Consider the following 20,638-nt stretch of genomic DNA (forward strand, 5'->3'; position numbering starts at 1 on the left):
CCTCTTCGTCAGAAGCTCCATCCCCCTCACATTCAGGACGAGCCGCTTCCGCTTTTATTTATTATTCAGAAGCTACGAATACTTTTTTAAATCCATTAATTGCTGCTGCAAATTTGTCGTCATCCGCAAGTTTCTTAGTTGTGCGGATTTCTTCTAATAAGTCAGTCGCATTAGAATCTAACCAAGCATGGAATTCTTCTTCGAAACGAGTGATATCTACTACTGGGATATCATCTAGGAATCCACGTGTTAAAGCGTAAAGAATGATAACTTGTTTCTCTACACGTAACGGTTTGTGTAATCCTTGTTTTAATACCTCAACAGTACGAGCACCACGGTTTAGTTTCGCTTGAGTTGCTTTATCTAGGTCAGAACCGAACTGAGCGAACGCCTCTAACTCACGGTAAGATGCAAGGTCAAGACGAAGTGTACCTGATACTTTACTCATTGCTTTAATCTGAGCAGATCCACCTACACGAGATACAGAAGTACCCGCATCGATCGCTGGACGTACGCCAGAGAAGAATAGGTCAGATTGTAAGAAGATTTGTCCATCCGTAATCGAGATTACGTTTGTTGGGATGTAAGCTGATACGTCCCCTGCTTGTGTTTCGATGAAAGGTAGTGCAGTTAAAGAACCGCCGCCTTTTGCATCACTTAATTTTGCTGCACGCTCTAATAAGCGAGAATGTAAGTAGAATACATCCCCTGGGTAAGCTTCACGACCTGGAGGACGACGTAATAGTAATGACAGCTCACGGTAAGCTGCTGCTTGTTTTGATAAGTCATCATATACTACTAATACGTGTTTACCATTGTACATGAACTCTTCACCCATTGTTACACCAGCGTAAGGAGCTAGGTATAATAATGGAGCTGGTTGAGAAGCAGATGCAGTTACAACGATTGTGTACTCTAATGCACCATGCTTACGTAGTGTTTCTACTACGTTACGTACAGTTGATTCTTTTTGTCCGATAGCTACATAAATACAAATCATATCTTCATCTTTTTGGTTAATGATTGTATCTAGTGCAACTGCTGTTTTACCTGTTTGACGGTCACCGATGATTAACTCACGTTGACCACGGCCAATTGGTACAAGAGCGTCGATCGCTTTAATACCTGTTTGAAGTGGCTCATGAACAGATTTACGATCCATTACACCTGGTGCTGGACTTTCGATTGGACGAGTGTTTGTTGTATTGATTGGGCCTAAACCATCAACTGGTTGACCTAATGGGTTTACAACACGACCAATTAGTTCTTTTCCTACTGGTACTTGCATGATGCGACCAGTACGACGAACTTCGTCACCTTCACGGATTTCTGTGTAAGGTCCTAAAATGATAATACCTACGTTGTTTTCCTCTAAATTTTGTGCTAGTCCCATAACGCCGTTAGAGAACTCTACAAGTTCACCAGCCATAACGTTATCAAGACCATGAGCACGCGCGATACCGTCACCAACTTGGATAACTGTACCAACATCACTAACTTCGATTTCAGACTGATAGTTCTCGATTTGTTGCTTTATCAGTGCGCTAATTTCTTCAGCTCTGATGCTCATGTGCTTCACCCCTATCTATTCTTCATTAATTCACGCTGAATACGTGCTAATTTTCCTTGTAAACTTCCGTCATAAATGCGATTTCCAATACGTACTTTAATGCCGCCTAGTAAATCTTCATCTACAACATTTTTTACGCGAATTGCATCTTTTCCTGTTCTCTTTGCAAATGCTTCTGCAATGTTAAGCTTCTCTTCTTCTGATAGAAGACGAGTAGAATATACAGTTGCGTCCGCTACGTTACGTTCTTCATTAGCAAGAACAACATATTCATCTGCAATTTCAGGTAAGATATCAATGCGCTTGTTATCAATTAAAATGTATAACGTATTTAAAATAGATTCAGAAACAGACCCGAATACGTTTGCAAGAAACGTTTTCTTTTGTTCCTTTGAAATGTTCGGTTGCGTTAAAAAGCTATGTAGTTCTCCGTTCTTTACATAAACGTTTTGTACAAGGCGTAATTCCTCTTCAAACATTTCTAATACGTGTTTTTCTTTAGCAATTTTAAAAAGAGCGACAGCATAACGTTTTGCTACAATCCCATTGCTCATCGCGCTTCTCCTACTTCTTTAATATAATCGCGAATTAACTTCACTTGATCTTCTTCTTTTAATTCTTTTTCAATTACTTTAGAAGCAATTTGAACAGATAAAGAAGCAACTTGTTCTTGTAAAGCAGCAATCGCTTGCTCTTTTTCGCGTTGAATTTCTTGTACAGCAGATGCTTTAATTGATTCTGCTTCTTCTTTCGCAGCAGCAACAATAGCATCTTTTTGATCTACAGCTTGTTTTTTCGCTCTTTCGATTAACTCTTGTGCTTCAACACGTGATTGTTTTAACATTTCACGTTGTTCTTCTACTAACTTCTTCGCTTCAGCGTTACTTCTTTCTGCAGCGTCGATTTCATTAGTAACATGCTCTTCACGTTCTTTCATAATCCCCATTAAAGGACCCCACGCGAATTTGCGTAGCATTACTAATAGAAGTAAGAAAATGAACAATGTATAAGCAATCGTTCCAAATGGAATGGCAGCCCCTAATAATAAAGTTGGCACAAGGATTCACTCCCTTCAAAATATCTAAATTGATCATATGAAAAAAAAAGACATACGTTTCGTTCATAAAGCAATGGCGAAGAAAGTTCGGAAAAACACTCTTCGCCATCTATGTAAGGGGAGTCTCCCTTATTTGTTCATTACGATGAATGCAATAACTACACCGATGATTGGAAGTGCCTCAACTAAAGCAACCCCGATGAACATAATTGTTTGAAGTGCGCCTTTTAATTCTGGTTGACGAGCAACACCTTCGATTGTACGTGATACGATAAGACCGTTACCAATACCTGCACCTAATGCTGATAAACCAATTGCAATTGCAGCTGCGATTACACCTAAACTCATTTAATTTGTCCTCCTTTGTATTATAAAAAAATAAATTTTTTCTTACTTAAATTATATTAATGGTCATGACTTACTTTATGAGCCATATAAACCATCGTTAACATAACGAAAATAAATGCTTGGATTGATCCAACGAATACACTGAATCCCATCCATGCTAACATCGGTACAAGTGCACCTAATGCTCCAAGGAATGATGCTCCGCCCAACTTAGCAAGTAATCCTAATAAGATCTCACCTGCATAAATGTTACCAAATAAACGAAGACCTAACGTTAATGTGTTAGCAAACTCCTCAATAACCTTTAATGGGAATAAGAATTTCATAGGTTGGAAATAACCTTTTACGTATTCTTTCGTACCCTTCATCTTAATTCCATAATAATGGGTGAGGGTAACTACCATCACGGCTAATGTTAATGTAACTGCTGGATCAGACGTTGGTGATCTCCACCATGCAATATGTTCGCCAGCTTCAGTTGCTGAATACATGAATGGTAAACCAAGGAAGTTCGATACGATGATAAACATGATAAGCGTAACGCCAAGCGTTAAGAAACGTCCACCTGTTTTCCAGTCCATCGTACTATTGATAATCCCTTTCACGAAGTCAAACACCCATTCCATGAAGTTTTGCATTCCTGTTGGGCGAAGGGCTAAGCTGCGAGTTCCGATAACAGCGATTAAGAAAACAATAACTGCTGCTACAGTAACCATCATAACTGATGACAAATCGAACGTTAAACCTAGAAATTCAACTAATTTACCGTGTTCCACTAGTAATTCACCTCTCTTCCCTGCTCTTATACTCTAAATAAAGAAAATCTATGATCATGACAAGGTATCCTGTCAGCAATCCTACACCTAAGCCCCACATCGCAATTAACTCTTGATATTTGGCTGCAAATAAAATTAATAACCCAATCGTGGCGAATCTTGAATATGTACTTACCGCTGTCGCCTTAAACTTCACGTTTTCTCCATTTGTCACGCGATCCAACAGCTTGTCTGTTCTACGTGCAATGATGCGCAAACTAAGAAAACTGAAAATCGTCCCGATAATCAGTCCAAGAAATACATCCTTGTAAGAGGTGAATCCCCATCCTAGCACTAGAAGCGCAAGCAAGTAGTACATATATTTCTTTTGTCTTTGGACAAGTCCATGTACGTCTATCATCATTGCTCTCCCGAATAGTAATGTCGAATGAGTCGAATCATTGCGTATACCCCTGTTCCTAATCCGAGTAATAACCCTATAATAAGAAACAATGGAAACGTTCCAACCTTATTATCAATCCACTGCCCACCAAAGATCCCAACAAGAATAGAACCGACTAACTGAGCAAGAATACCTGACATTAAAGCATAAGCTTTTATATGGCTGCGATCGTTTTTTTGCAAGGATTCATCCCTCCAATATGTAACCCTCATTCACGATGTGTTAATAATAACTCATTTTTTTGCATAAATCCTATACAAAATAAAAAGTTTACATTTTCGTCACGGAATAGATGTATTTTTGTCACTGAAAGCCCTACCATCTATCCCCGTTGTTAGCATACAATAGGGTATTAACAGTGTCAACGAGAAATCGTAAAAAATCAAAAAATTTGAGTATTAGTCATTTCCTCCCAAAAATGAAAACGTTCCCCTTCTAAATACTGGTTAGAGATATGCAATTTCTAACAGTTTTCTCTTTATAATAGAAGGAAATGTTCACAAGTTTGTCACTATTATATTTTTACGATATAACGCTTTCCTTCCATAATATAGTGCTCTTTAGACGTAAGACTTCTATATTATATGTGATGTGTATGCAACTTATGTTGTATATACTATGTATATTTATCCTCTCCCCTCCCCCTACTTGCTTACATCAAAAAAAGACGAGCTGAGGAATCCCCCTGCTCGTCAGTTGTCTTACTTCGTTCCGAATAAACGGTCACCAGCATCACCAAGACCTGGTACTACATATCCGTGGTCATTTAATTTCTCATCTAATGCTGCTACATAAATATCAACATCAGGATGTTCTTCTTGTACTACTTTTACTCCTTCTGGAGCTGCAACGATACACATTAATTTAATTTGTTTTGCGCCGCGCTTTTTCAGAGAGTTAATTGCTTCAGCTGCAGAACCACCTGTTGCTAGCATCGGATCTAGTACGATAAAGTCACGCTCTTCTACATCCGTTGGAAGTTTCACATAGTATTCTACCGGTTGCAATGTTTTAGGGTCGCGGTATAAGCCAACGTGTCCTACTTTTGCTGCTGGAATTAATTTCAGAATTCCATCAACCATTCCTAAACCTGCACGTAAAATCGGAATTAAACCAAGTTTTTTACCAGCGATCACTTTTGTTGTCGCTTTGCTTACAGGCGTCTCAATTTCAATGTCTTTAAGTGGAAGGTCGCGAGTAATTTCAAAAGCCATTAAGCTTGCTACTTCGTCCACTAATTCACGAAAATCTTTCGTACCTGTATTCTTGTCGCGAATATATGTAATCTTATGTTGAATTAACGGGTGATCAAATACATACAGTTTTCCCATGTGAATCTCTCCTTTAGATGATATTCATGCGTTTGCACGCTTTTTTACACTATTTACGATTGTAAAGAAAACGCTACTAATATTCAAGGGCAAATTTGGAAAAGTCATGATTTCCGATGAATCTATCTAGTATCTTTACCAATTATGGGAGCTGTATCCTTCATTATATCGCCAAAATTTATTCATCATTTGTATACATACTTAAAGAACAATATATGTCCACAAAAAAGACTGCTAAAACAATTATGTCTCAGCAGCCTTCTTCAATCTATTATAGATCTGTGTACATTGGGAATTTGCTCGTTAACGCTTCTACACGCTTACGTGCTTCTTCTAATGCAGCTTCATTTTCATGATTTTTTAATGTGTAAGCAATAAGTGACGCAATTTCATCCATTTCTTCTAAACCGAAACCACGAGATGTTACAGCTGCTGTACCGATACGTACACCACTTGTTACAAATGGGCTTGCTGTTTCAAATGGAATTGTATTTTTGTTCACTGTAATACCAACTTCGTCCAATACGTGCTCTGCTACTTTACCTGTGATTTCTAGGTTACGAACATCAATTAGGATTAAGTGATTGTCTGTTCCACCAGAAACAAGTGTAAGTCCTTCTTTTTGAAGACCTTCAGCTAAGCGGTTCGCATTGTTAATGATATTTTGTGCATATGTTTTGAAATCATCTTGAAGTGCCTCACCAAACGCAACAGCTTTTGCAGCGATTACGTGCATAAGTGGACCACCTTGAATACCAGGGAAGATTGATTTATCAATTTGTTTTGCAAATTGCTCTTCACATAAAATCATACCACCACGTGGACCACGTAATGTTTTATGTGTTGTTGTTGTAACGAAATGTGCATGTGGCACTGGATTTGGATGTAAACCAGCCGCTACTAAACCTGCGATATGTGCCATATCAACCATTAAGTATGCGCCCACTTCATCTGCAATCTCACGGAATCGTTTGAAATCGATAACACGAGGGTACGCACTTGCACCTGCAACGATTAATTTTGGTTTATGTTCTTTCGCTTTTGCTAATACATCATCGTAATTAATACGGTGAGATTCAGCATCCACGCCATACTCTACGAAATTATATTGTACTCCACTGAAGTTAACAGGGCTTCCGTGTGTTAAGTGACCACCATGAGATAAATTCATACCAAGTACTGTATCGCCTTGCTCTAAAATCGTGAAGTATACTGCCATGTTCGCTTGTGCACCAGAATGCGGTTGAACATTTACGTGCTCTGCGCCGAAAATTTCTTTCACGCGATCACGTGCGATATCTTCTACTACGTCTACGTGTTCACAACCACCATAGTAACGTTTCCCAGGATATCCTTCAGCATACTTATTCGTTAAAACAGAACCTTGCGCCTCCATTACTGCTTCACTTACGAAGTTTTCCGAAGCAATTAACTCAATCTTCGAACGCTGTCTTCCTAGTTCTGCCTCAATTGCAGCAAATACCTTTTCATCTTGACGTTTTAAATGATCCACCAAAATCCCCCTTTTCTGAACGAATTACATCGATTCCCAACAGTTTTTTCTTATTTATTCAGAAAAAACGAAAATTCAGGTTGTAATTCTTTCGAACCTTCATGTTTTCAACTACATTCTAACATGACTTTCTATATCATAAAAGAAAAAAAAGACCGAAAATCGGTCTTTTCTTTCTTCTATAATAAAGTCAGACAACATACCTTATTCATAACTTTAACGGCAAGTGATAGTCTCTTCCTTCGCCGCATAAACAGCACGTGCTCCACCAATTAGCTTTCCACGTGTTGTTGCCATCGTTACATGTGCACTTCCAATTTCCTTCACACTAGTACGAACCGGAACAGCTACGTGCTTTAAATGCATACCGATAAATGTATCACCAATATCCATTCCCGCATCTGCTTTAATAAACTCAATTACTACCGGATCTTTCAAATTGTGATAAGCATATGTTGCTAATGCACCACCTGCTGATCTAACAGGCGTAACTGTTACAATTTCAAATTGATATTTCATCGCCAACTCTTTCTCAACTACTAAAGCACGGTTTAAATGCTCACAACATTGAAACGCCAACTCAATACCTGTTTGTTCTTGAAATTGTTTTAACTCAGAAAAAATCGCCTCTGCTACTTCCATCGTTCCTGATGTCCCAATTCTTTCTCCTAGCACTTCGCTCGTACTACACCCCACTACAAAAATTTGACCACTTTGTAATGAAGCTTGTTCTTGGAAATCAGAAAGCGAAATTTGTAGCTGTTCTCTTACCTTTACGATTTCTGTCATTACGCCTCTTCCTTTCACAGGTTGGTTCACCAAATTATATTTCCTACTGCTTCTAGTTAGAATCTATTACTTTGCTTCGTATGTTTTAATTTTTCCTACGCGGTTTTCGTGACGGCCGCCTTCAAATTCAGTTGTTAACCAAATTTTTGCGATGTCACGTGCTAGACCAGCACCAATTACACGCTCGCCCATTGCTAACATGTTTGTATCGTTATGCTCTCTCGTTGCTCTCGCACTGAAAGTATCATGAACTAACGCACAACGAATACCATTTACTTTGTTTGCAGCAATTGACATACCGATGCCTGTCCCACAAACTAAAATACCACGATCTACTTCGCCATTTGCTACCATTTCCGCTGCTGGAAACGCAAAATCAGGGTAATCAACAGAACCAGCTTCACATTCACAACCTAAATCAATATATTCAATATTTAACTCTTCTAATAAACTTACAAGTTCTTTACGGATATTCATACCGCCGTGATCAGATGCTACTACTACTTTCATTTTTACCCCTCCAAAGTTTCAATCCATTATCTTCATTCTCACTTAATCCTTTAATGGGACGAAGTGATCTCCAGTATCGTATTATACACGAAACATCAACCTTCTGAATGTTTTTTCAGTAAAGTTTGTACAAGTTTTTCCATCTCTTCTAATGTTTCTTTATAAATAGAGAGAGATCCGCCGAATGGATCTGAAATATCCTTACTCATCCCCTCAGTTACTCCATATAATGTATCTACTTTCCCTTCAACACTCGGATAATGCCCAAGGATAATTTCCTTATGGTTTTCCGTCATTGTTACTATAATATCTGCCCAATCAATTAAGGCTTCGTTTACCTGCTGTGAAGCATGATCGATCGCAATTCCCTTTTCAGCTAAAGCTTCTTTTGCATGTACCGACGCATCACTTCCAGGATAGGCGAAAACACCAGCAGATTGCACTTCAAACTTACCTTCTCCATAATGGCGCAGTAACGCCTCAGCCATCGGACTACGGCATGTATTTCCAGTGCAAACAAATAATACTCGTTTCATCTAAACCCACCCCTTTTCTCTATTTCCTTCCTTTTATCATAGCGTACATTACAATAGAACAAAAGAAATGTGAATATACGAAAGGCGCATTTCTCTTATATTTTTTCTAAGAAAAATGCGCCTTATCCACATATATGTGAAACCCTATTTCCAAGTGCCCAAAGTATTTTACCATATATAAGGAACAGACTACAAAACAAAATAAGGAATCCATTTCATACGAAACGGATTCCTTTCATGTGATAATTATTTCATTGTAACTTTCATTACTTCTGTTGAACCTTTTGTAGCAGTTACACCTACAGTTGTCTTAATAGACTCAGCTGCATCTGTGTTTGTAATAACGATTGGAGTAATTGTGCTTTTCGCTTTTTCACGAATTAATTCTAAGTCGAATGAGATTAATTTATCTCCAGCTTTTACAGCTTGTCCTTCAGAAACGTGAGCTTCGAAACCTTCACCTTCCATTTTTACAGTTTCTAATCCAACGTGGATTAAAATTTCTGTACCGTTTTTCGCTTTAATTCCAATTGCATGTTTCGTATGGAATAATTGTACGATTTCGCCATCAACTGGAGATACAACTACACCTTCAGTAGGATCGATTGCAACACCGTCACCCATCATACGACCAGCGAATACTGGATCTGGTACTTCTTCAATATTTTTCACTGCTCCAGTTAATGGAGCTACGATTGTTTCTTCATTTGTTTTTGAACCAAGACCAAATAATTTTTTAAACATAGGATAGTCCTCCTTATAATTTACCTAAAAGTTTATAGGGCAATCTCTATTAAAGATCAGAATAAACGTAAGACCTCATACTTCGAATATTATACTGTAAAAACGCTTTCGAAATAAATTACGTCATTACTACTAGACTCTTATTGTAGCGTCTCACAAAATTCCAGTCAATTCTGATTGTCTGAATAACAATAAGAAGTTAACTTCTACTTATATTTTCTCTTTTTTTACCCAACTTGTCTAGAGGTCTTTACTACATTTTATTTTTTGTTGTTAATTTGTAAAATTTTTTTCAAACTTTTTTCGAAATCCACTTGACTAAAGTAAGTAACTATTTTATTATTACTTACGTAAGGTAAGTTAATAACTTTTAGGAGGTTTTCAAAAATGATGGATTTCGGTCTTCTTATTATTCGTCTTATTATAGGTATTACATTCATGGGTCATGGTGCTCAAAAATTATTTGGTTGGTTCGGCGGTTACGGTTTAAAAGGAACAGGTGGCTGGATGGAATCAATCGGTTTACGCCCTGGTGTATTTATGGCATTTATGGCTGGCGCAACTGAATTATTAGGTGGTTTCTTATTCGCATCAGGTATTTTCACTGCAATCGGTTCATTATTTATCGTTGGAACAATGTTAATGGCGATATTCACTGTTCATGGAAAAAACGGTTACTGGGTAACTCAAAATGGATATGAATATAACTTAATGTTAATCGCTGTTGCTATCGGTGTAGCTTTAATCGGTCCTGGCGCATACGTTTTACTATAATTTTTATCTTGAATTCGAGATTATTTAGGTGGAACTTACTTCATTGTGGTTGAAGTAAGTTCTTTTTATGTAATAAAAATATTATTTTCAGCAGGAGTTTTCCACTAACATCTTGTAAACAAACAATAAGTCGTCATATTTAGAAAGGGGATTTCAATCATGTTATCCATTAATCCAAATGAACAATCGGAAAAAGAGAATTACAAATTATTAACGGGAAGTATCATCCCACGCCCTGTCGCATTTGTTACTTCTGTAACAAAAGACGGCGTATTAAACGGCGCACCATATAGTTACTTCAACATCGTTGCTGCAAATCCACCACTTATTTCAGTTTCTGTACAACGAAAAGCTGGAGAAAGAAAGGACACTTCCCGAAACGCAATTGAAAAAGGGGAATTTGTCGTACATATCTCTGATGAATCATACGTAGCGGCAATTAACGAAACAGCAGCTAATCTCCCTCCAAATGAAAGTGAAATTGAACTAGCAAAATTAACACCAATTGAAAGTGATGTCATCTCCGTTCCAGGTGTAAAAGAAGCAAATATTCGAATGGAATGCGTACTAGAACGCGCAATCCCTCTCGGCGGAACAGAAGACTCACCGGCTTGCGATCTACTAATCGGACGCGTCGTTCGTTTCCACGTCGCAGACCACCTATACGAAAATGGACGCATTCATGCAGAAGGACTAAAACCAGTAAGCCGCCTAGCAGGACACAACTACGCAAAACTAGGAGAACAATTTGAATTAGTGAGGCCAGTTTAAAAGCGGAAGCGGCTCGCTCAGAATCGCAGGACATTAGAACTCTCGACCTTGAAGCGCTTTTTGCTTCGAGCGAGAGAGTGAAATGGCCGGAGATTCTAGCCGCTGGAGCTGGATAATAGCTAAAAGTGGAGGCGACTCGTTCAGCTCTGACCAGTTAAGGTTCTTAGATGCGAAGATCTGGCCACTGGAACTGGATAGGAAGCGTCCCCTCAGAATGGAAGTAACAATAATATAAAAAGGTGTACCAAATTAATTTGGTACACCCCTTTCATAGAAGAAGAAAAATAATTTTTCAGTATTGGTCATCGACCTCTTTTACCATTATTGGTCATCGGTAAAAAGTAACAGTGTGATCGGTTATTGGATGATTGGTTGTCCTTTGGCCATCACAAATCTCATTTTTACAAAAGTGGTCTTCTTCTATGCCTTGAAGCAGAGTCTCACCACTTCAAGGTTTAAAAGTATTTTTCACCATCAAAGTCTAGTTCAATGGCATAGTTTTTCGCATTAATTAAGTTAGATAACCTATTAGCTTGTCTCTCTAACTCTAAACCTTTTACACGATATACTTCTGGATCAAACATGGCTACTTTTACAAGCGATGATGTTTCACCGTAAGAATATACATGTTCTTCTTTCTTACTCACGCCAAACTCTTTACACTTTCGAGCTTTTGCACGTAACTGCGTTGCAAGTTCTATCGCTTCAACAATCGTTATATTCTCTCCGTTGAAATTCACTTCATTTCGGATATTTGCTTCATACATTAATTTATCTAAAAGACGAAAATCAGCGCGAACTTCATCAAGTTCCTGTTCAACTTGTACCAATGTACGCGTCTGTTTTGGAAGTATATCACCTTTTTCAATTTCAACAAATCCAATTTGGTTCATCTCTTCTTCTAATTCATGTATTCTTTTCGATAATACACCTTTTAATTTTACAGCTTCTGCCAAAGAAATGTTAGACATAGTATCCCCCTTATATCTCTTCTTTCTGCTCCTCTAAAGTAGGTACTTTCTCTTTTTTCGGTTTCCCAAGCTTAATTACGAAGAAGTAAAGGGAAAGCAATGTAATAAGAAAAACAATTAAAAACGGGTATGGAGAATAAAAAGCACGCGCTGCCTCCGTTTTCCCCGCAACAAACTTCAATGACTCAATATCTAAAAACTCAGCAAACATTTGTACACCGAGCATACTAAACCAAAAAACAAAAAAACTAATAATAACACCAAAAACTTGCTTCAACCTCGTCATCCATCTCATCCTTTCTATATTGTAATTTTTTAGCGCAATCAGTATAGTACAAACAAAACTATGCACAGAAAGGAACTATCCTATCATTCGCGAATTAATTTAATCCAACCTAAAACTGAAATTTGTAAAATAATACCCCAAATAATAAGCAGTCGTAACCATCTCGGAAAAAAAGTTACAAATCGAATATACCATTCCAATAACTTGTTCATAACGCCCTCCCCCTAAAATTATATAGGAAAAAGGAGATATAATCCAAATCCAACCAAAATGATACCACCTACTATCTCGCCATATGTACCGAGCATATCTTTCGCATGTCTCCCAATGAATAGACCAATCCACGCTAATAACATACTAACAAATCCAAAAAGTAATATCGTAATAATTGTCTGCGCCCCATAAATACCAAGACTAAGACCTACTGAAAAACTGTCTATACTAACCCCAAATGCAAATACGAATAAACTAATTCCAATAGGGGCCGTTCGAGTCTCTTCATTCTCCAAGATAGATGAATATACAATATAAAATCCTAATCCGATTAATAAAATAGCACCAGCAAAATGTGCAATGTCTCCATACTGTTCTGATAAAAAACGACCTAATACCATCCCTATAAATGGCATGATAATATGAAATATCCCTATCGTCACACCGATATACAGGATTTGTCTTATCTTTAAGGTCATCATTCCCATCCCAAGACTTACCGAGAACGCATCCATCCCTAAGGCGAATGCCATAATTATTAAAGGTATTAGCTGTTCAAACGTCATTCATGTCCCTCCTCGGACGTGCTACTTCAAAATATGCTTATCCGAGGAGAAATATTCTGTTTGCTAATCGTACCTTATCATTCGGTAATAATTTGATGTCCTGCCGCTTTTGTTAATCGATTCATAATAGCATTCCCTATTCCTTCATTCGGGAATGATTCACTAAAAATAACATCCACTTCACTTGCATCAAACGTTCTAAGTACATCATATAATTTAGTCGCAACGCTAGCTAAATCGCTTCGAACACCACAAGACAATACAACATCCGCGTTATATACGTGCTGATACTCTTCTGTCGTTAATACACCGACTTTGAATCCTTCTTCCTTCTTCTCATCCGCAAGGCGTTGAATAAATTCACGTGAACCTTCAACAATACTTAGCGGCGCTTTCGGTGCATAATGTGTATATTTCATTCCAGGTGATTTCGGTTTTTCCTTCTCATCCTTTAAAGCCGGATCTAAAGAAACCGTGCCGATTACCGATTCTAATTGTTCTTTCGTAATCCCACCTGGGCGTAATATCGTTGGAACAGCGCTCGTACAATCAATTACAGTCGATTCAACACCTACTCCGGTTGCACCACCATCTACAATACCTGCGATTTTCTCATTTAAATCTTCATATACGTGAGATGCTAACGTCGGACTTGGACGACCTGAACGATTTGCACTAGGTGCTGCAACAGGTACATTTGCCTCTTCAATAAGAGCAAGGGCTACTGGATGATCAGGCATTCTTACTCCAACCGTATTAAGTCCTGCCGTTACCTTCTCTGAAATTCCTTCTTTTCTAGGTAAAATAATTGTTAAAGGGCCCGGCCAAAAATGCTCCATTAACGTTTCTGCAACTGGCGGAATTTCCTTCACAATCCCATCTAACTGCGATTTTGTACCGATGTGGACAATAAGTGGATTATCACTCGGTCTTCCTTTCGCCTCAAAAATTTTCGCAATCGCTTCATCATTCATCGCGTTTGCACCTAGTCCATATACCGTTTCTGTAGGGAAGGCAATCGCCTCATTTTCCCTTAATAATTTTGCTGCTTCTTGTAACTGTGGATAATATTTTTTTCTTTCCACAACATTATCCACAACCCACATATTTGTATGCATTTTTTCCCACGTCCTTTTCTACCCTGAAATACTTGTCTATTTTTAGTTTACTATGAGATTTATCCAAAAGACAAACAAGGTTTATCCACAAAATGTGGATAAACCTAATTAATCCGTGGATAACTTTGTGAATAGCTGACAATTTAGTATTATTGCATTTGGCTCTTTTATATTTTTACAAAAGTGTTCTAACTGTCGAATTCCCTCTGGTACGTTCTCTTTCTCTATCATAACAAAGTCAAAAAACTGAAAGATCGTTATAGATTGTGGATGATTTGTTAGTAAGTACAATTGTCGAATATTTTTTTCTTTCATATACTGCAAAAACATTTCAAAAAAATATAAGAAAGTCTGTTTATCCACATTAGGTGTGAATAAACAAGAACGAATCAGTGCGTTTTCTTCACTTTGTTCATATCCAATGACTGCCCGTATTTCTTCCGCCTCTTCCAAAATCATAAACTGCGCGTACAACTCATTTATTTTATCATCTTTTTTATTAGCTTGTCCGAAAAAAGAATGCAATCTTTCCACATCTGCCTTCGTCGCAAAATATACCTTCTTCATAATAAATCCCTCCTCTTTTTTATATATGAGAAGGGATTTACAAATAGTACTATTTAGAGAATAAAGATGTAAAAGCTTCTACAATAAATAACTTAACTTCCGGCTTTTCTTCTTCCTCCTCTACTTTTACATACTCTTTTCGCTTTTCTTGTTTTTGTTCCACAGGTTTCTCCACTTTTTCCACAGTTTTTGTTTCCTCTTTACTTACAGGTTGTTCTTCTACTTTCGTTTCATTTTTTACTACTTTCTTTTCAGAAGCTGTTACTTTTTTTGCGACTTCCTGCTTTACAACTTTCTTTTCCTTCACCTCATCTCCTTTTTTCTCTTCTGCATTTACTACTTCTTCATCATCTATTTGTTTCACTTGCTCCTCTTCAGGAGATTCAGCCTTCACAACATGTTCTTCTTTCCTTACAGCTGTACCACTTGAAAAATCTAAGAAACACATCGGTGGAAATAGTACACACCACCAGTTTGCCCCTTCACCTTCCCCAATTGTAATTAAGACTGCTTCATATTCCCCTGCCGGATAAATAAAATTCCCATATACCTTTGTAGGAAACTTTACATTTTTACTGAATTTCACTTGAAATGAATCTTTACTTCCTTCTTTTTTCAACGTATTTGCTACTGTTTTTTCGATTTCTGGAATATGACTTTGAATGACCTTGCGTGCCTCTTCAAATGAAGTTAAATCAGCTACCCATCCATCAATTTGTGCTTTTACTTCATCACGCACTTTACGCTTTAACGCCTGGTCTTTATCTGAATCACTATTTGCTAAAATCCGTAATCGAACGGCCTCTTTCGGAATAACTGAAGGCCCTTTCGCATCAGCTTTCATATATCCAAACTGCACAAGTAACTGTGCACCAATTAATAATAGAAGAAGATAAGCAATAACTTGTTTTTTCATTTCCTCCACCGTCCCTTCTACAAACAGTGTGGACAGACTTTCATCTTTCTAAACTATTAAATTCAAAATCTATATGAATTTTTCCACAAAAAAATAGAGTAAGGTGTAAACCTTACTCCATCTCCGCAAATACCATACGATCTTTTCCATTAATATCAAAAACAACCTCAACATGAGCATGTGGAAATGCTTGTTGTAACAGCCCTTTCACGTCCTCACCTTGCCCTACTCCAATTTCAAATGCGACAATTGCTTTCTTCTGCAACACATTCGGCAACTCTTCCATAAAGCGGCGATAGAAATCTAGTCCGTCTTCACCACCAACAAGCGCTCTCTTTGGCTCATGCTCTTTCACCACGGGAGAAAGACCACGCCAATCTTCTTCCGGTATATATGGAGGATTTGAAACAACAACATCTAACTTTTGACCCGTTTCATAAAATGGTGATAATAAATCACCATGATAGAACGTTACTTCTGCGCCCAAAGTTTTCGCATTTTCTTGTGCAACTTCAATCGACTCCTGCGCAATATCTACCGTATACACATGAAGATTTTTATTTTCCAAAGCAAGCGTAATCGAAATCGCTCCACTACCTGTACCGATATCTGCTACATGTAGTTTCTCATCACCAAAATGACGCTCGATTCTTTCTAACACTCCTACTATAAGCTCTTCTGTTTCCGGTCTTGGTATTAATACTTCTTCATTCACAAAGAACGATCTTCCATAAAACATTTCATGACCAATCATATATTGAATAGGAATACCTTCTACATGCTTGTGGATAAACTCTGTAAAACTTTTTTCTTGTTCCGCAGTTATTTCTTCACGCATGTTCATCAATAATCCTGTTCTATTCGTCTTTAATACATGACAAAGGACAATTTCTCCCGCATTTTCATCTCGTCCATTCTCCTGTAAAAAAGAAGAAGCCCATTTCAGGGCTTCATAGACACGCATTACTCAGCTGCCTCCATCCTTTGAGCCTGATCTTCCATTACTAAGGCATTGATGAAATCATCTAACTTACCTTGTAAGATTTGATCTAACTTTTGAATCGTTAAACCGATTCGATGGTCTGTAACACGGTTTTGCGGGAAGTTATACGTACGAATACGCTCTGAACGATCACCCGTACCAACAGCTTGTTTACGGTTTTGATCATACTCAGCTTGTGCTTCTTGTCTAAACTTATCATAAACACGTGCGCGTAATACTTTCATCGCTTTTTCTTTATTCTTAATTTGTGATTTCTCATCCTGACATGATACAACTACACCAGTCGGTAAATGCGTTAAACGTACCGCTGACATCGTTGTATTAACGCTCTGTCCACCAGGTCCACTAGAAGCGAATGTATCAACACGAACATCTTTCTCATGAATATCAATTTCTACTTCTTCTGCCTCTGGTAATACAGCTACAGTTGCTGTAGATGTATGGATACGTCCACCAGATTCCGTTTCAGGAACACGTTGTACACGGTGAGCGCCATTCTCGAATTTCAACTTCGCGAAAGCACCTTTACCGTTAATCATAAAGATAATCTCTTTATATCCACCTAACTCTGTATAGCTAGCCTCGATAATCTCCGTTTTCCAACCTTGCACCTCAGCGTAACGGCTATACATACGGTATAAGTCACCAGCAAATAAAGCGGCCTCGTCACCACCAGCAGCTCCACGAACCTCAACGATAACGTTCTTATCATCGTTAGGGTCTTTTGGTACAAGTAAAATTTTCAGACGCTCTGATAATGTTTTTTCTTGTGATTCTAACTCAGAAACCTCTTCTTTTACCATTTCACGCATTTCTGCGTCTAACTTATCTTCTAACATTGCTTTCGCATCTTTTAATTGCTCACGAACATCCTTATACTCACGATACACCTCTACCGTTTCCTGTATATCAGACTGTTCCTTTGAATATTCACGAAGCTTATTTGAATCACTAATAATTGCTGGGTCGCTTAGCAATTCATTTAACTTCTCATAACGATTTTCTACAGCTTGCAAACGATCTAACACATCATTCACCTCTACATCCTAGTATCTAATACAAATAGTATATGGTACTTACTCAAAAAAACGCAAATTATATTTAAAAGCGTAAGCGGCTTGCTCAGAATTGTAGGCCATTGGAACTCTCAACCTTGAAGCGCAAGTGGCTCACACCACTCACACTCTCTATTCTGAAAAAAACCCGCCTTGCGCAGCGAGTTTTACTTATCTTTGTTTGTAGGAACTGCATGACAATGACGACAGCGTGGTTCATACGATTCTGAAGCACCAACTAAAATAATCGGATCATCAAATGCCGCTGGTTCTCCATCAATTAATCGTTGTGTACGACTTGCCGGAGATCCACATGCAGAACATACTGCTTGTAGTTTTGTTACATGTTCAGCAATCGCCATCAGCTGAGGAACTTGTCCAAATGGTAGACCACGGAAATCTTGGTCTAAACCAGCTACAATGACACGATAGCCACGATTTGCCAATACTTGCACCACTTCCACAATGTCCCCATCAAAGAATTGCACCTCATCGATTGCAATTACATCCATTTCTTCAGTGATATGTTCAAATATATCTTTTGAAGCTGAAACAGGAACTGCTTTTACCTTTAATCCGTTATGTGATACAACGTCTTCTTCACTATAGCGATTATCAATACATGGTTTAAATACAATTGCATGTTGTTTCGCAAATTGCGTACGACGCACACGGCGGATAAGCTCTTCTGATTTACCAGAAAACATACTACCGCAAATCACTTCAATCCAACCGTTCTGATTTATTAAGTACATGAAGCTCTCCTTTCATCTACTTTTTAATTAAAAGTAGGGTAAAGGTATAATATTTTCGCAAAAAAAACAGACAAGCGAATAGATACACTTGCCTGTTTTATGTTTTTATTACTTAAGACCGTATTTCTTATTGAAGCGGTCAACGCGTCCGTCTGCAGTAGCAAACTTCTGACGTCCAGTGTAGAATGGGTGAGAATCAGAACTGATCTCAACTTTTAGTAATGGATAAGTGTTACCATCTTCCCACTCAACAGTTTCGTTAGATCCTCTAGTAGATCCGCTTAAGAATTTGAAGCCTGTGTTTGTGTCCATGAATACAACTTTCTTGTAATCTGGGTGAATTCCTGCTTTCATTCTTTTCATCTCCTTCCGCCCTGAATCATTTTCGAAACAGAGTTTTTCATCTTCAGCTGCATACACAACTATATTGATGAAACACATATGATGAAATTATAACAAGGCTAACTTCATTTTGCAACTACCTGTTTTTGTCTTTTTAATTTTAAAAGCAGCAGCGGCTCGCTCAGAATCGCAGGCTATTTAGAACTCTCGACCTTGAAGCGCTTTTTGCTTCGAGCGAGAGAGTGAAATGACCGGAGATTCTAGCCGCTGGAGCTGGATAACACCTTAAAGTGGAGGCAACTCATCCAACTAGAACCAACTAATGCCCTTCCACTCATCTCTCTTTAACATCACCTAAAAAACATAAAAAACTCGCTTACCATAAAATAAGCGAGTCCCAATCTTTTCCCTTTACTTCGTTGTTACATATCTTTTCGAATCTGCAACAATGTTTTGTAAAAATTCTTCATTTGTCTTTGTTTGACGAAGTTTACGTAAGAAACCTTCAACAAAGTCTGGTGTATCACGCATTGTTTTACGAATACCCCATAGCTTGTCTAAATGTTCTTTCGGAATTAATAGATCCTCTTTACGTGTACCAGAACGGCGAATATCAATTGCCGGGAAGATACGACGCTCAGCTAATGAACGATCTAAGTGAAGTTCCATATTTCCAGTTCCTTTAAATTCTTCGTAAATTACATCGTCCATACGAGATCCTGTATCAACAAGCGCTGTTGCTAAAATTGTTAAGCTACCGCCTTCTTCAATATTACGTGCAGCTCCAAAGAAACGCTTCGGTCTATGGAAGGCAGCTGGGTCGATACCACCCGATAATGTTCTACCACTTGGCGGAATAACAAGGTTGTAAGCTCGCGCTAAACGGGTAATACTATCCATTAAAATGATAACATCTTTTTTGTGCTCTACAAGACGCATTGCACGTTCTAACACAAGTTCCGCTACTTTAATATGATTTTCTGGTACTTCATCAAAAGTAGAGCTTACAACATCTCCTTTAACAGAACGTTCAATATCTGTTACTTCCTCTGGACGCTCATCAATTAAAAGGACAATTAATTCAGCTTCCGGATGATTTGTTGTAACACTGTGTGCGATTTCTTTTAATAGACTAGTTTTACCAGCCTTTGGAGGCGCGACAATTAAACCACGTTGTCCAAATCCAACTGGTGCAATTAAATCCATGATGCGTGTCGGTAACTTTTTCGGTTCCGTTTCCAATTTCATTTGGCGATCTGGGTATAATGGTGTTAATGCAGGGAAATGCACACGCTCTTTTGCTGACTCTGGATCATCTCCGTTTACAGCTTCAACTTGTAATAATCCAAAGTAGCGTTCATTTTCTTTCGGAGGTCGTACTTTACCAGAAACCTTGTCTCCATTACGTAAATCGAAACGACGAATTTGCGAAGCTGAGATATAAATATCTTCTGAGCTTGGAGAGTAGTTGATAGGACGTAGGAATCCAAATCCTTCTGATTGAATAATTTCTAATACGCCTTCCATGAAGAAGAAACCTTCTTTTTCTGCTCGAGCTTTTAAAATGGCGAAGATTAACTCTTTTTTCGTTAATTTGCTATAATACGAAATTTTAAATTCTTTCGCAAGCTCGTATAACTCTTTTAATTTCATGTTTTCTAATGCTGCAATTGACAAATTCATTC

28 protein-coding genes are annotated in these 20,638 nt (G+C 38.1%); 2 read left to right on the plus strand and 26 right to left on the minus strand.

Annotated features, from left to right (window positions below):
- Positions 1–61 precede the first annotated feature (61 nt).
- From atpA to PDK19_RS08930, 14 genes are all read right to left on the minus strand, one after another.
- Positions 62–1,570 (minus strand): F0F1 ATP synthase subunit alpha, encoded by a 1,509-nt coding sequence (gene atpA, locus PDK19_RS08865; RefSeq protein ID WP_000027518.1) that lies wholly within the window; start codon positions 1,568–1,570, stop codon positions 62–64.
- An 11-nt stretch (positions 1,571–1,581) separates the two neighbouring features.
- Positions 1,582–2,124: a F0F1 ATP synthase subunit delta gene (atpH, locus tag PDK19_RS08870; protein WP_000064683.1), complete on the minus strand. Its 543-nt coding sequence runs from the start codon at positions 2,122–2,124 to the stop codon at positions 1,582–1,584.
- On the minus strand, positions 2,121–2,627 hold the full coding sequence (gene atpF / locus PDK19_RS08875) for a F0F1 ATP synthase subunit B (protein WP_001142617.1): 507 nt from the start codon (positions 2,625–2,627) through the stop codon (positions 2,121–2,123). The genes atpH and atpF overlap by 4 nt, the downstream gene beginning before the upstream one ends.
- 129 nt (positions 2,628–2,756) lie before the next feature.
- A complete protein-coding gene (gene atpE, locus PDK19_RS08880) occupies positions 2,757–2,975 on the minus strand; it encodes a F0F1 ATP synthase subunit C (protein WP_000052064.1) in 219 nt (72 codons plus the stop codon).
- Between the two features lie 56 nt (positions 2,976–3,031).
- A complete protein-coding gene (atpB, locus tag PDK19_RS08885; protein ID WP_000399870.1) occupies positions 3,032–3,751 on the minus strand; it encodes a F0F1 ATP synthase subunit A in 720 nt (239 codons plus the stop codon).
- A 7-nt stretch (positions 3,752–3,758) separates the two neighbouring features.
- Complete coding sequence (locus PDK19_RS08890; RefSeq protein ID WP_000567600.1) at positions 3,759–4,151, minus strand: ATP synthase subunit I; 393 nt, start codon at positions 4,149–4,151, stop codon at positions 3,759–3,761.
- On the minus strand, positions 4,151–4,375 hold the full coding sequence (locus PDK19_RS08895; RefSeq protein WP_001171223.1) for an AtpZ/AtpI family protein: 225 nt from the start codon (positions 4,373–4,375) through the stop codon (positions 4,151–4,153). Before PDK19_RS08895 ends, PDK19_RS08890 begins: the two co-directional genes overlap by 1 nt.
- Positions 4,376–4,401: 26 nt before the next feature.
- A complete protein-coding gene (locus PDK19_RS08900) occupies positions 4,402–4,515 on the minus strand; it encodes a DUF4024 domain-containing protein (RefSeq protein ID WP_000232961.1) in 114 nt (37 codons plus the stop codon).
- Between the two features lie 379 nt (positions 4,516–4,894).
- Positions 4,895–5,524, minus strand: a complete 630-nt coding sequence (gene upp, locus PDK19_RS08905) for a uracil phosphoribosyltransferase (protein ID WP_000517539.1) — start codon at positions 5,522–5,524, stop codon at positions 4,895–4,897.
- Positions 5,525–5,795: 271 nt separating this feature from the next.
- Positions 5,796–7,037, minus strand: coding sequence for a serine hydroxymethyltransferase (gene glyA, locus PDK19_RS08910; RefSeq protein ID WP_000349818.1), 1,242 nt, complete (start codon positions 7,035–7,037; stop codon positions 5,796–5,798).
- A 216-nt stretch (positions 7,038–7,253) separates the two neighbouring features.
- Complete coding sequence (locus tag PDK19_RS08915; RefSeq protein WP_000136362.1) at positions 7,254–7,826, minus strand: TIGR01440 family protein; 573 nt, start codon at positions 7,824–7,826, stop codon at positions 7,254–7,256.
- A gap of 66 nt (positions 7,827–7,892) precedes the next feature.
- Positions 7,893–8,336 (minus strand): ribose 5-phosphate isomerase B, encoded by a 444-nt coding sequence (gene rpiB, locus PDK19_RS08920; protein WP_000869919.1) that lies wholly within the window; start codon positions 8,334–8,336, stop codon positions 7,893–7,895.
- 95 nt (positions 8,337–8,431) lie between these two features.
- A complete protein-coding gene (locus PDK19_RS08925) occupies positions 8,432–8,872 on the minus strand; it encodes a low molecular weight protein arginine phosphatase (protein ID WP_016719002.1) in 441 nt (146 codons plus the stop codon).
- 246 nt (positions 8,873–9,118) lie between these two features.
- Positions 9,119–9,616 carry a PTS sugar transporter subunit IIA gene (locus tag PDK19_RS08930; protein ID WP_000473666.1) on the minus strand — a complete coding sequence of 166 codons (498 nt, stop codon included), beginning with the start codon at positions 9,614–9,616 and terminating at the stop codon, positions 9,119–9,121.
- Positions 9,617–10,003: 387 nt separating this feature from the next.
- Between PDK19_RS08930 and PDK19_RS08935 the strand changes: the two genes are divergently transcribed.
- Both PDK19_RS08935 and PDK19_RS08940 read left to right on the plus strand, forming a co-directional pair.
- Positions 10,004–10,390, plus strand: a complete 387-nt coding sequence (locus PDK19_RS08935; RefSeq protein ID WP_000968618.1) for a DoxX family protein — start codon at positions 10,004–10,006, stop codon at positions 10,388–10,390.
- A gap of 159 nt (positions 10,391–10,549) precedes the next feature.
- On the plus strand, positions 10,550–11,161 hold the full coding sequence (locus PDK19_RS08940; protein WP_014893403.1) for a flavin reductase family protein: 612 nt from the start codon (positions 10,550–10,552) through the stop codon (positions 11,159–11,161).
- A gap of 455 nt (positions 11,162–11,616) precedes the next feature.
- Here the strand turns inward: PDK19_RS08940 and PDK19_RS08945 are convergent, their stop codons facing one another.
- The 12 genes from PDK19_RS08945 to rho all read right to left on the minus strand — a co-directional run bounded on the left by PDK19_RS08945 (position 11,617) and on the right by rho (position 20,636).
- Positions 11,617–12,132, minus strand: a complete 516-nt coding sequence (locus PDK19_RS08945; RefSeq protein ID WP_270707001.1) for a hypothetical protein — start codon at positions 12,130–12,132, stop codon at positions 11,617–11,619.
- 10 nt (positions 12,133–12,142) lie between these two features.
- On the minus strand, positions 12,143–12,418 hold the full coding sequence (locus PDK19_RS08950) for a DUF3935 domain-containing protein (RefSeq protein WP_000197488.1): 276 nt from the start codon (positions 12,416–12,418) through the stop codon (positions 12,143–12,145).
- An 83-nt stretch (positions 12,419–12,501) separates the two neighbouring features.
- Complete coding sequence (locus PDK19_RS08955; protein WP_001037627.1) at positions 12,502–12,630, minus strand: hypothetical protein; 129 nt, start codon at positions 12,628–12,630, stop codon at positions 12,502–12,504.
- 18 nt (positions 12,631–12,648) lie between these two features.
- Positions 12,649–13,197 carry a manganese efflux pump MntP gene (locus PDK19_RS08960; RefSeq protein WP_000142479.1) on the minus strand — a complete coding sequence of 183 codons (549 nt, stop codon included), beginning with the start codon at positions 13,195–13,197 and terminating at the stop codon, positions 12,649–12,651.
- 77 nt (positions 13,198–13,274) lie between these two features.
- Positions 13,275–14,315 (minus strand): L-threonylcarbamoyladenylate synthase, encoded by a 1,041-nt coding sequence (locus tag PDK19_RS08965; protein ID WP_000557348.1) that lies wholly within the window; start codon positions 14,313–14,315, stop codon positions 13,275–13,277.
- A gap of 108 nt (positions 14,316–14,423) precedes the next feature.
- Complete coding sequence (locus tag PDK19_RS08970) at positions 14,424–14,882, minus strand: mechanosensitive ion channel protein (RefSeq protein WP_270707003.1); 459 nt, start codon at positions 14,880–14,882, stop codon at positions 14,424–14,426.
- A gap of 49 nt (positions 14,883–14,931) precedes the next feature.
- A complete protein-coding gene (gene spoIIR / locus PDK19_RS08975; RefSeq protein ID WP_049113819.1) occupies positions 14,932–15,798 on the minus strand; it encodes a stage II sporulation protein R in 867 nt (288 codons plus the stop codon).
- Between the two features lie 112 nt (positions 15,799–15,910).
- The gene (gene prmC, locus PDK19_RS08980) at positions 15,911–16,762 is read right to left on the minus strand and encodes a peptide chain release factor N(5)-glutamine methyltransferase (RefSeq protein WP_001267034.1); all 852 of its coding nucleotides are present in this window, start codon (positions 16,760–16,762) and stop codon (positions 15,911–15,913) included.
- Complete coding sequence (gene prfA / locus PDK19_RS08985; protein ID WP_000887065.1) at positions 16,762–17,829, minus strand: peptide chain release factor 1; 1,068 nt, start codon at positions 17,827–17,829, stop codon at positions 16,762–16,764. The genes prmC and prfA overlap by 1 nt, the downstream gene beginning before the upstream one ends.
- Before the next feature lie 194 nt (positions 17,830–18,023).
- The gene (locus tag PDK19_RS08990; protein WP_000280862.1) at positions 18,024–18,611 is read right to left on the minus strand and encodes a thymidine kinase; all 588 of its coding nucleotides are present in this window, start codon (positions 18,609–18,611) and stop codon (positions 18,024–18,026) included.
- Between the two features lie 108 nt (positions 18,612–18,719).
- Positions 18,720–18,965 carry a type B 50S ribosomal protein L31 gene (locus PDK19_RS08995; protein WP_000643437.1) on the minus strand — a complete coding sequence of 82 codons (246 nt, stop codon included), beginning with the start codon at positions 18,963–18,965 and terminating at the stop codon, positions 18,720–18,722.
- Between the two features lie 399 nt (positions 18,966–19,364).
- Entirely contained in the window at positions 19,365–20,636 is a 1,272-nt protein-coding gene (gene rho, locus PDK19_RS09000) for a transcription termination factor Rho (RefSeq protein WP_001053898.1), read from the minus strand.
- Positions 20,637–20,638: the final 2 nt, after the last annotated feature.

Source organism: Bacillus cereus group sp. BcHK124 (genome assembly GCF_027712065.1).
Classification (GTDB): domain Bacteria; phylum Bacillota; class Bacilli; order Bacillales; family Bacillaceae_G; genus Bacillus_A; species Bacillus_A pacificus.

Excerpts from the sequence above, each read along its gene's own strand:
- atpA (WP_000027518.1), bottom strand. The coding sequence starts at position 1,570 with ATGAGCATCAGAGCTGAAGAAATTAGCGCACTGATAAAGCAACAAATC.
- atpH (WP_000064683.1), bottom strand. The coding sequence starts at position 2,124 with ATGAGCAATGGGATTGTAGCAAAACGTTATGCTGTCGCTCTTTTTAAA.
- atpE (WP_000052064.1), bottom strand. The coding sequence starts at position 2,975 with ATGAGTTTAGGTGTAATCGCAGCTGCAATTGCAATTGGTTTATCAGCA.
- PDK19_RS08890 (WP_000567600.1), bottom strand. The coding sequence starts at position 4,151 with ATGATAGACGTACATGGACTTGTCCAAAGACAAAAGAAATATATGTAC.
- PDK19_RS08900 (WP_000232961.1), bottom strand. The coding sequence starts at position 4,515 with ATGGTAGGGCTTTCAGTGACAAAAATACATCTATTCCGTGACGAAAAT.
- upp (WP_000517539.1), bottom strand. The coding sequence starts at position 5,524 with ATGGGAAAACTGTATGTATTTGATCACCCGTTAATTCAACATAAGATT.
- PDK19_RS08915 (WP_000136362.1), bottom strand. The coding sequence starts at position 7,826 with ATGACAGAAATCGTAAAGGTAAGAGAACAGCTACAAATTTCGCTTTCT.
- rpiB (WP_000869919.1), bottom strand. The coding sequence starts at position 8,336 with ATGAAAGTAGTAGTAGCATCTGATCACGGCGGTATGAATATCCGTAAA.
- PDK19_RS08925 (WP_016719002.1), bottom strand. The coding sequence starts at position 8,872 with ATGAAACGAGTATTATTTGTTTGCACTGGAAATACATGCCGTAGTCCG.
- PDK19_RS08930 (WP_000473666.1), bottom strand. The coding sequence starts at position 9,616 with ATGTTTAAAAAATTATTTGGTCTTGGTTCAAAAACAAATGAAGAAACA.
- PDK19_RS08935 (WP_000968618.1), top strand. The coding sequence starts at position 10,004 with ATGATGGATTTCGGTCTTCTTATTATTCGTCTTATTATAGGTATTACA.
- PDK19_RS08940 (WP_014893403.1), top strand. The coding sequence starts at position 10,550 with ATGTTATCCATTAATCCAAATGAACAATCGGAAAAAGAGAATTACAAA.
- PDK19_RS08945 (WP_270707001.1), bottom strand. The coding sequence starts at position 12,132 with ATGTCTAACATTTCTTTGGCAGAAGCTGTAAAATTAAAAGGTGTATTA.
- PDK19_RS08950 (WP_000197488.1), bottom strand. The coding sequence starts at position 12,418 with ATGACGAGGTTGAAGCAAGTTTTTGGTGTTATTATTAGTTTTTTTGTT.
- PDK19_RS08955 (WP_001037627.1), bottom strand. The coding sequence starts at position 12,630 with ATGAACAAGTTATTGGAATGGTATATTCGATTTGTAACTTTTTTTCCG.
- PDK19_RS08960 (WP_000142479.1), bottom strand. The coding sequence starts at position 13,197 with ATGACGTTTGAACAGCTAATACCTTTAATAATTATGGCATTCGCCTTA.
- PDK19_RS08965 (WP_000557348.1), bottom strand. The coding sequence starts at position 14,315 with ATGCATACAAATATGTGGGTTGTGGATAATGTTGTGGAAAGAAAAAAA.
- PDK19_RS08970 (WP_270707003.1), bottom strand. The coding sequence starts at position 14,882 with ATGAAGAAGGTATATTTTGCGACGAAGGCAGATGTGGAAAGATTGCAT.
- spoIIR (WP_049113819.1), bottom strand. The coding sequence starts at position 15,798 with ATGAAAAAACAAGTTATTGCTTATCTTCTTCTATTATTAATTGGTGCA.
- prmC (WP_001267034.1), bottom strand. The coding sequence starts at position 16,762 with ATGCGTGTCTATGAAGCCCTGAAATGGGCTTCTTCTTTTTTACAGGAG.
- PDK19_RS08990 (WP_000280862.1), bottom strand. The coding sequence starts at position 18,611 with ATGTACTTAATAAATCAGAACGGTTGGATTGAAGTGATTTGCGGTAGT.
- PDK19_RS08995 (WP_000643437.1), bottom strand. The coding sequence starts at position 18,965 with ATGAAAGCAGGAATTCACCCAGATTACAAGAAAGTTGTATTCATGGAC.
- rho (WP_001053898.1), bottom strand. The coding sequence starts at position 20,636 with ATGAATTTGTCAATTGCAGCATTAGAAAACATGAAATTAAAAGAGTTA.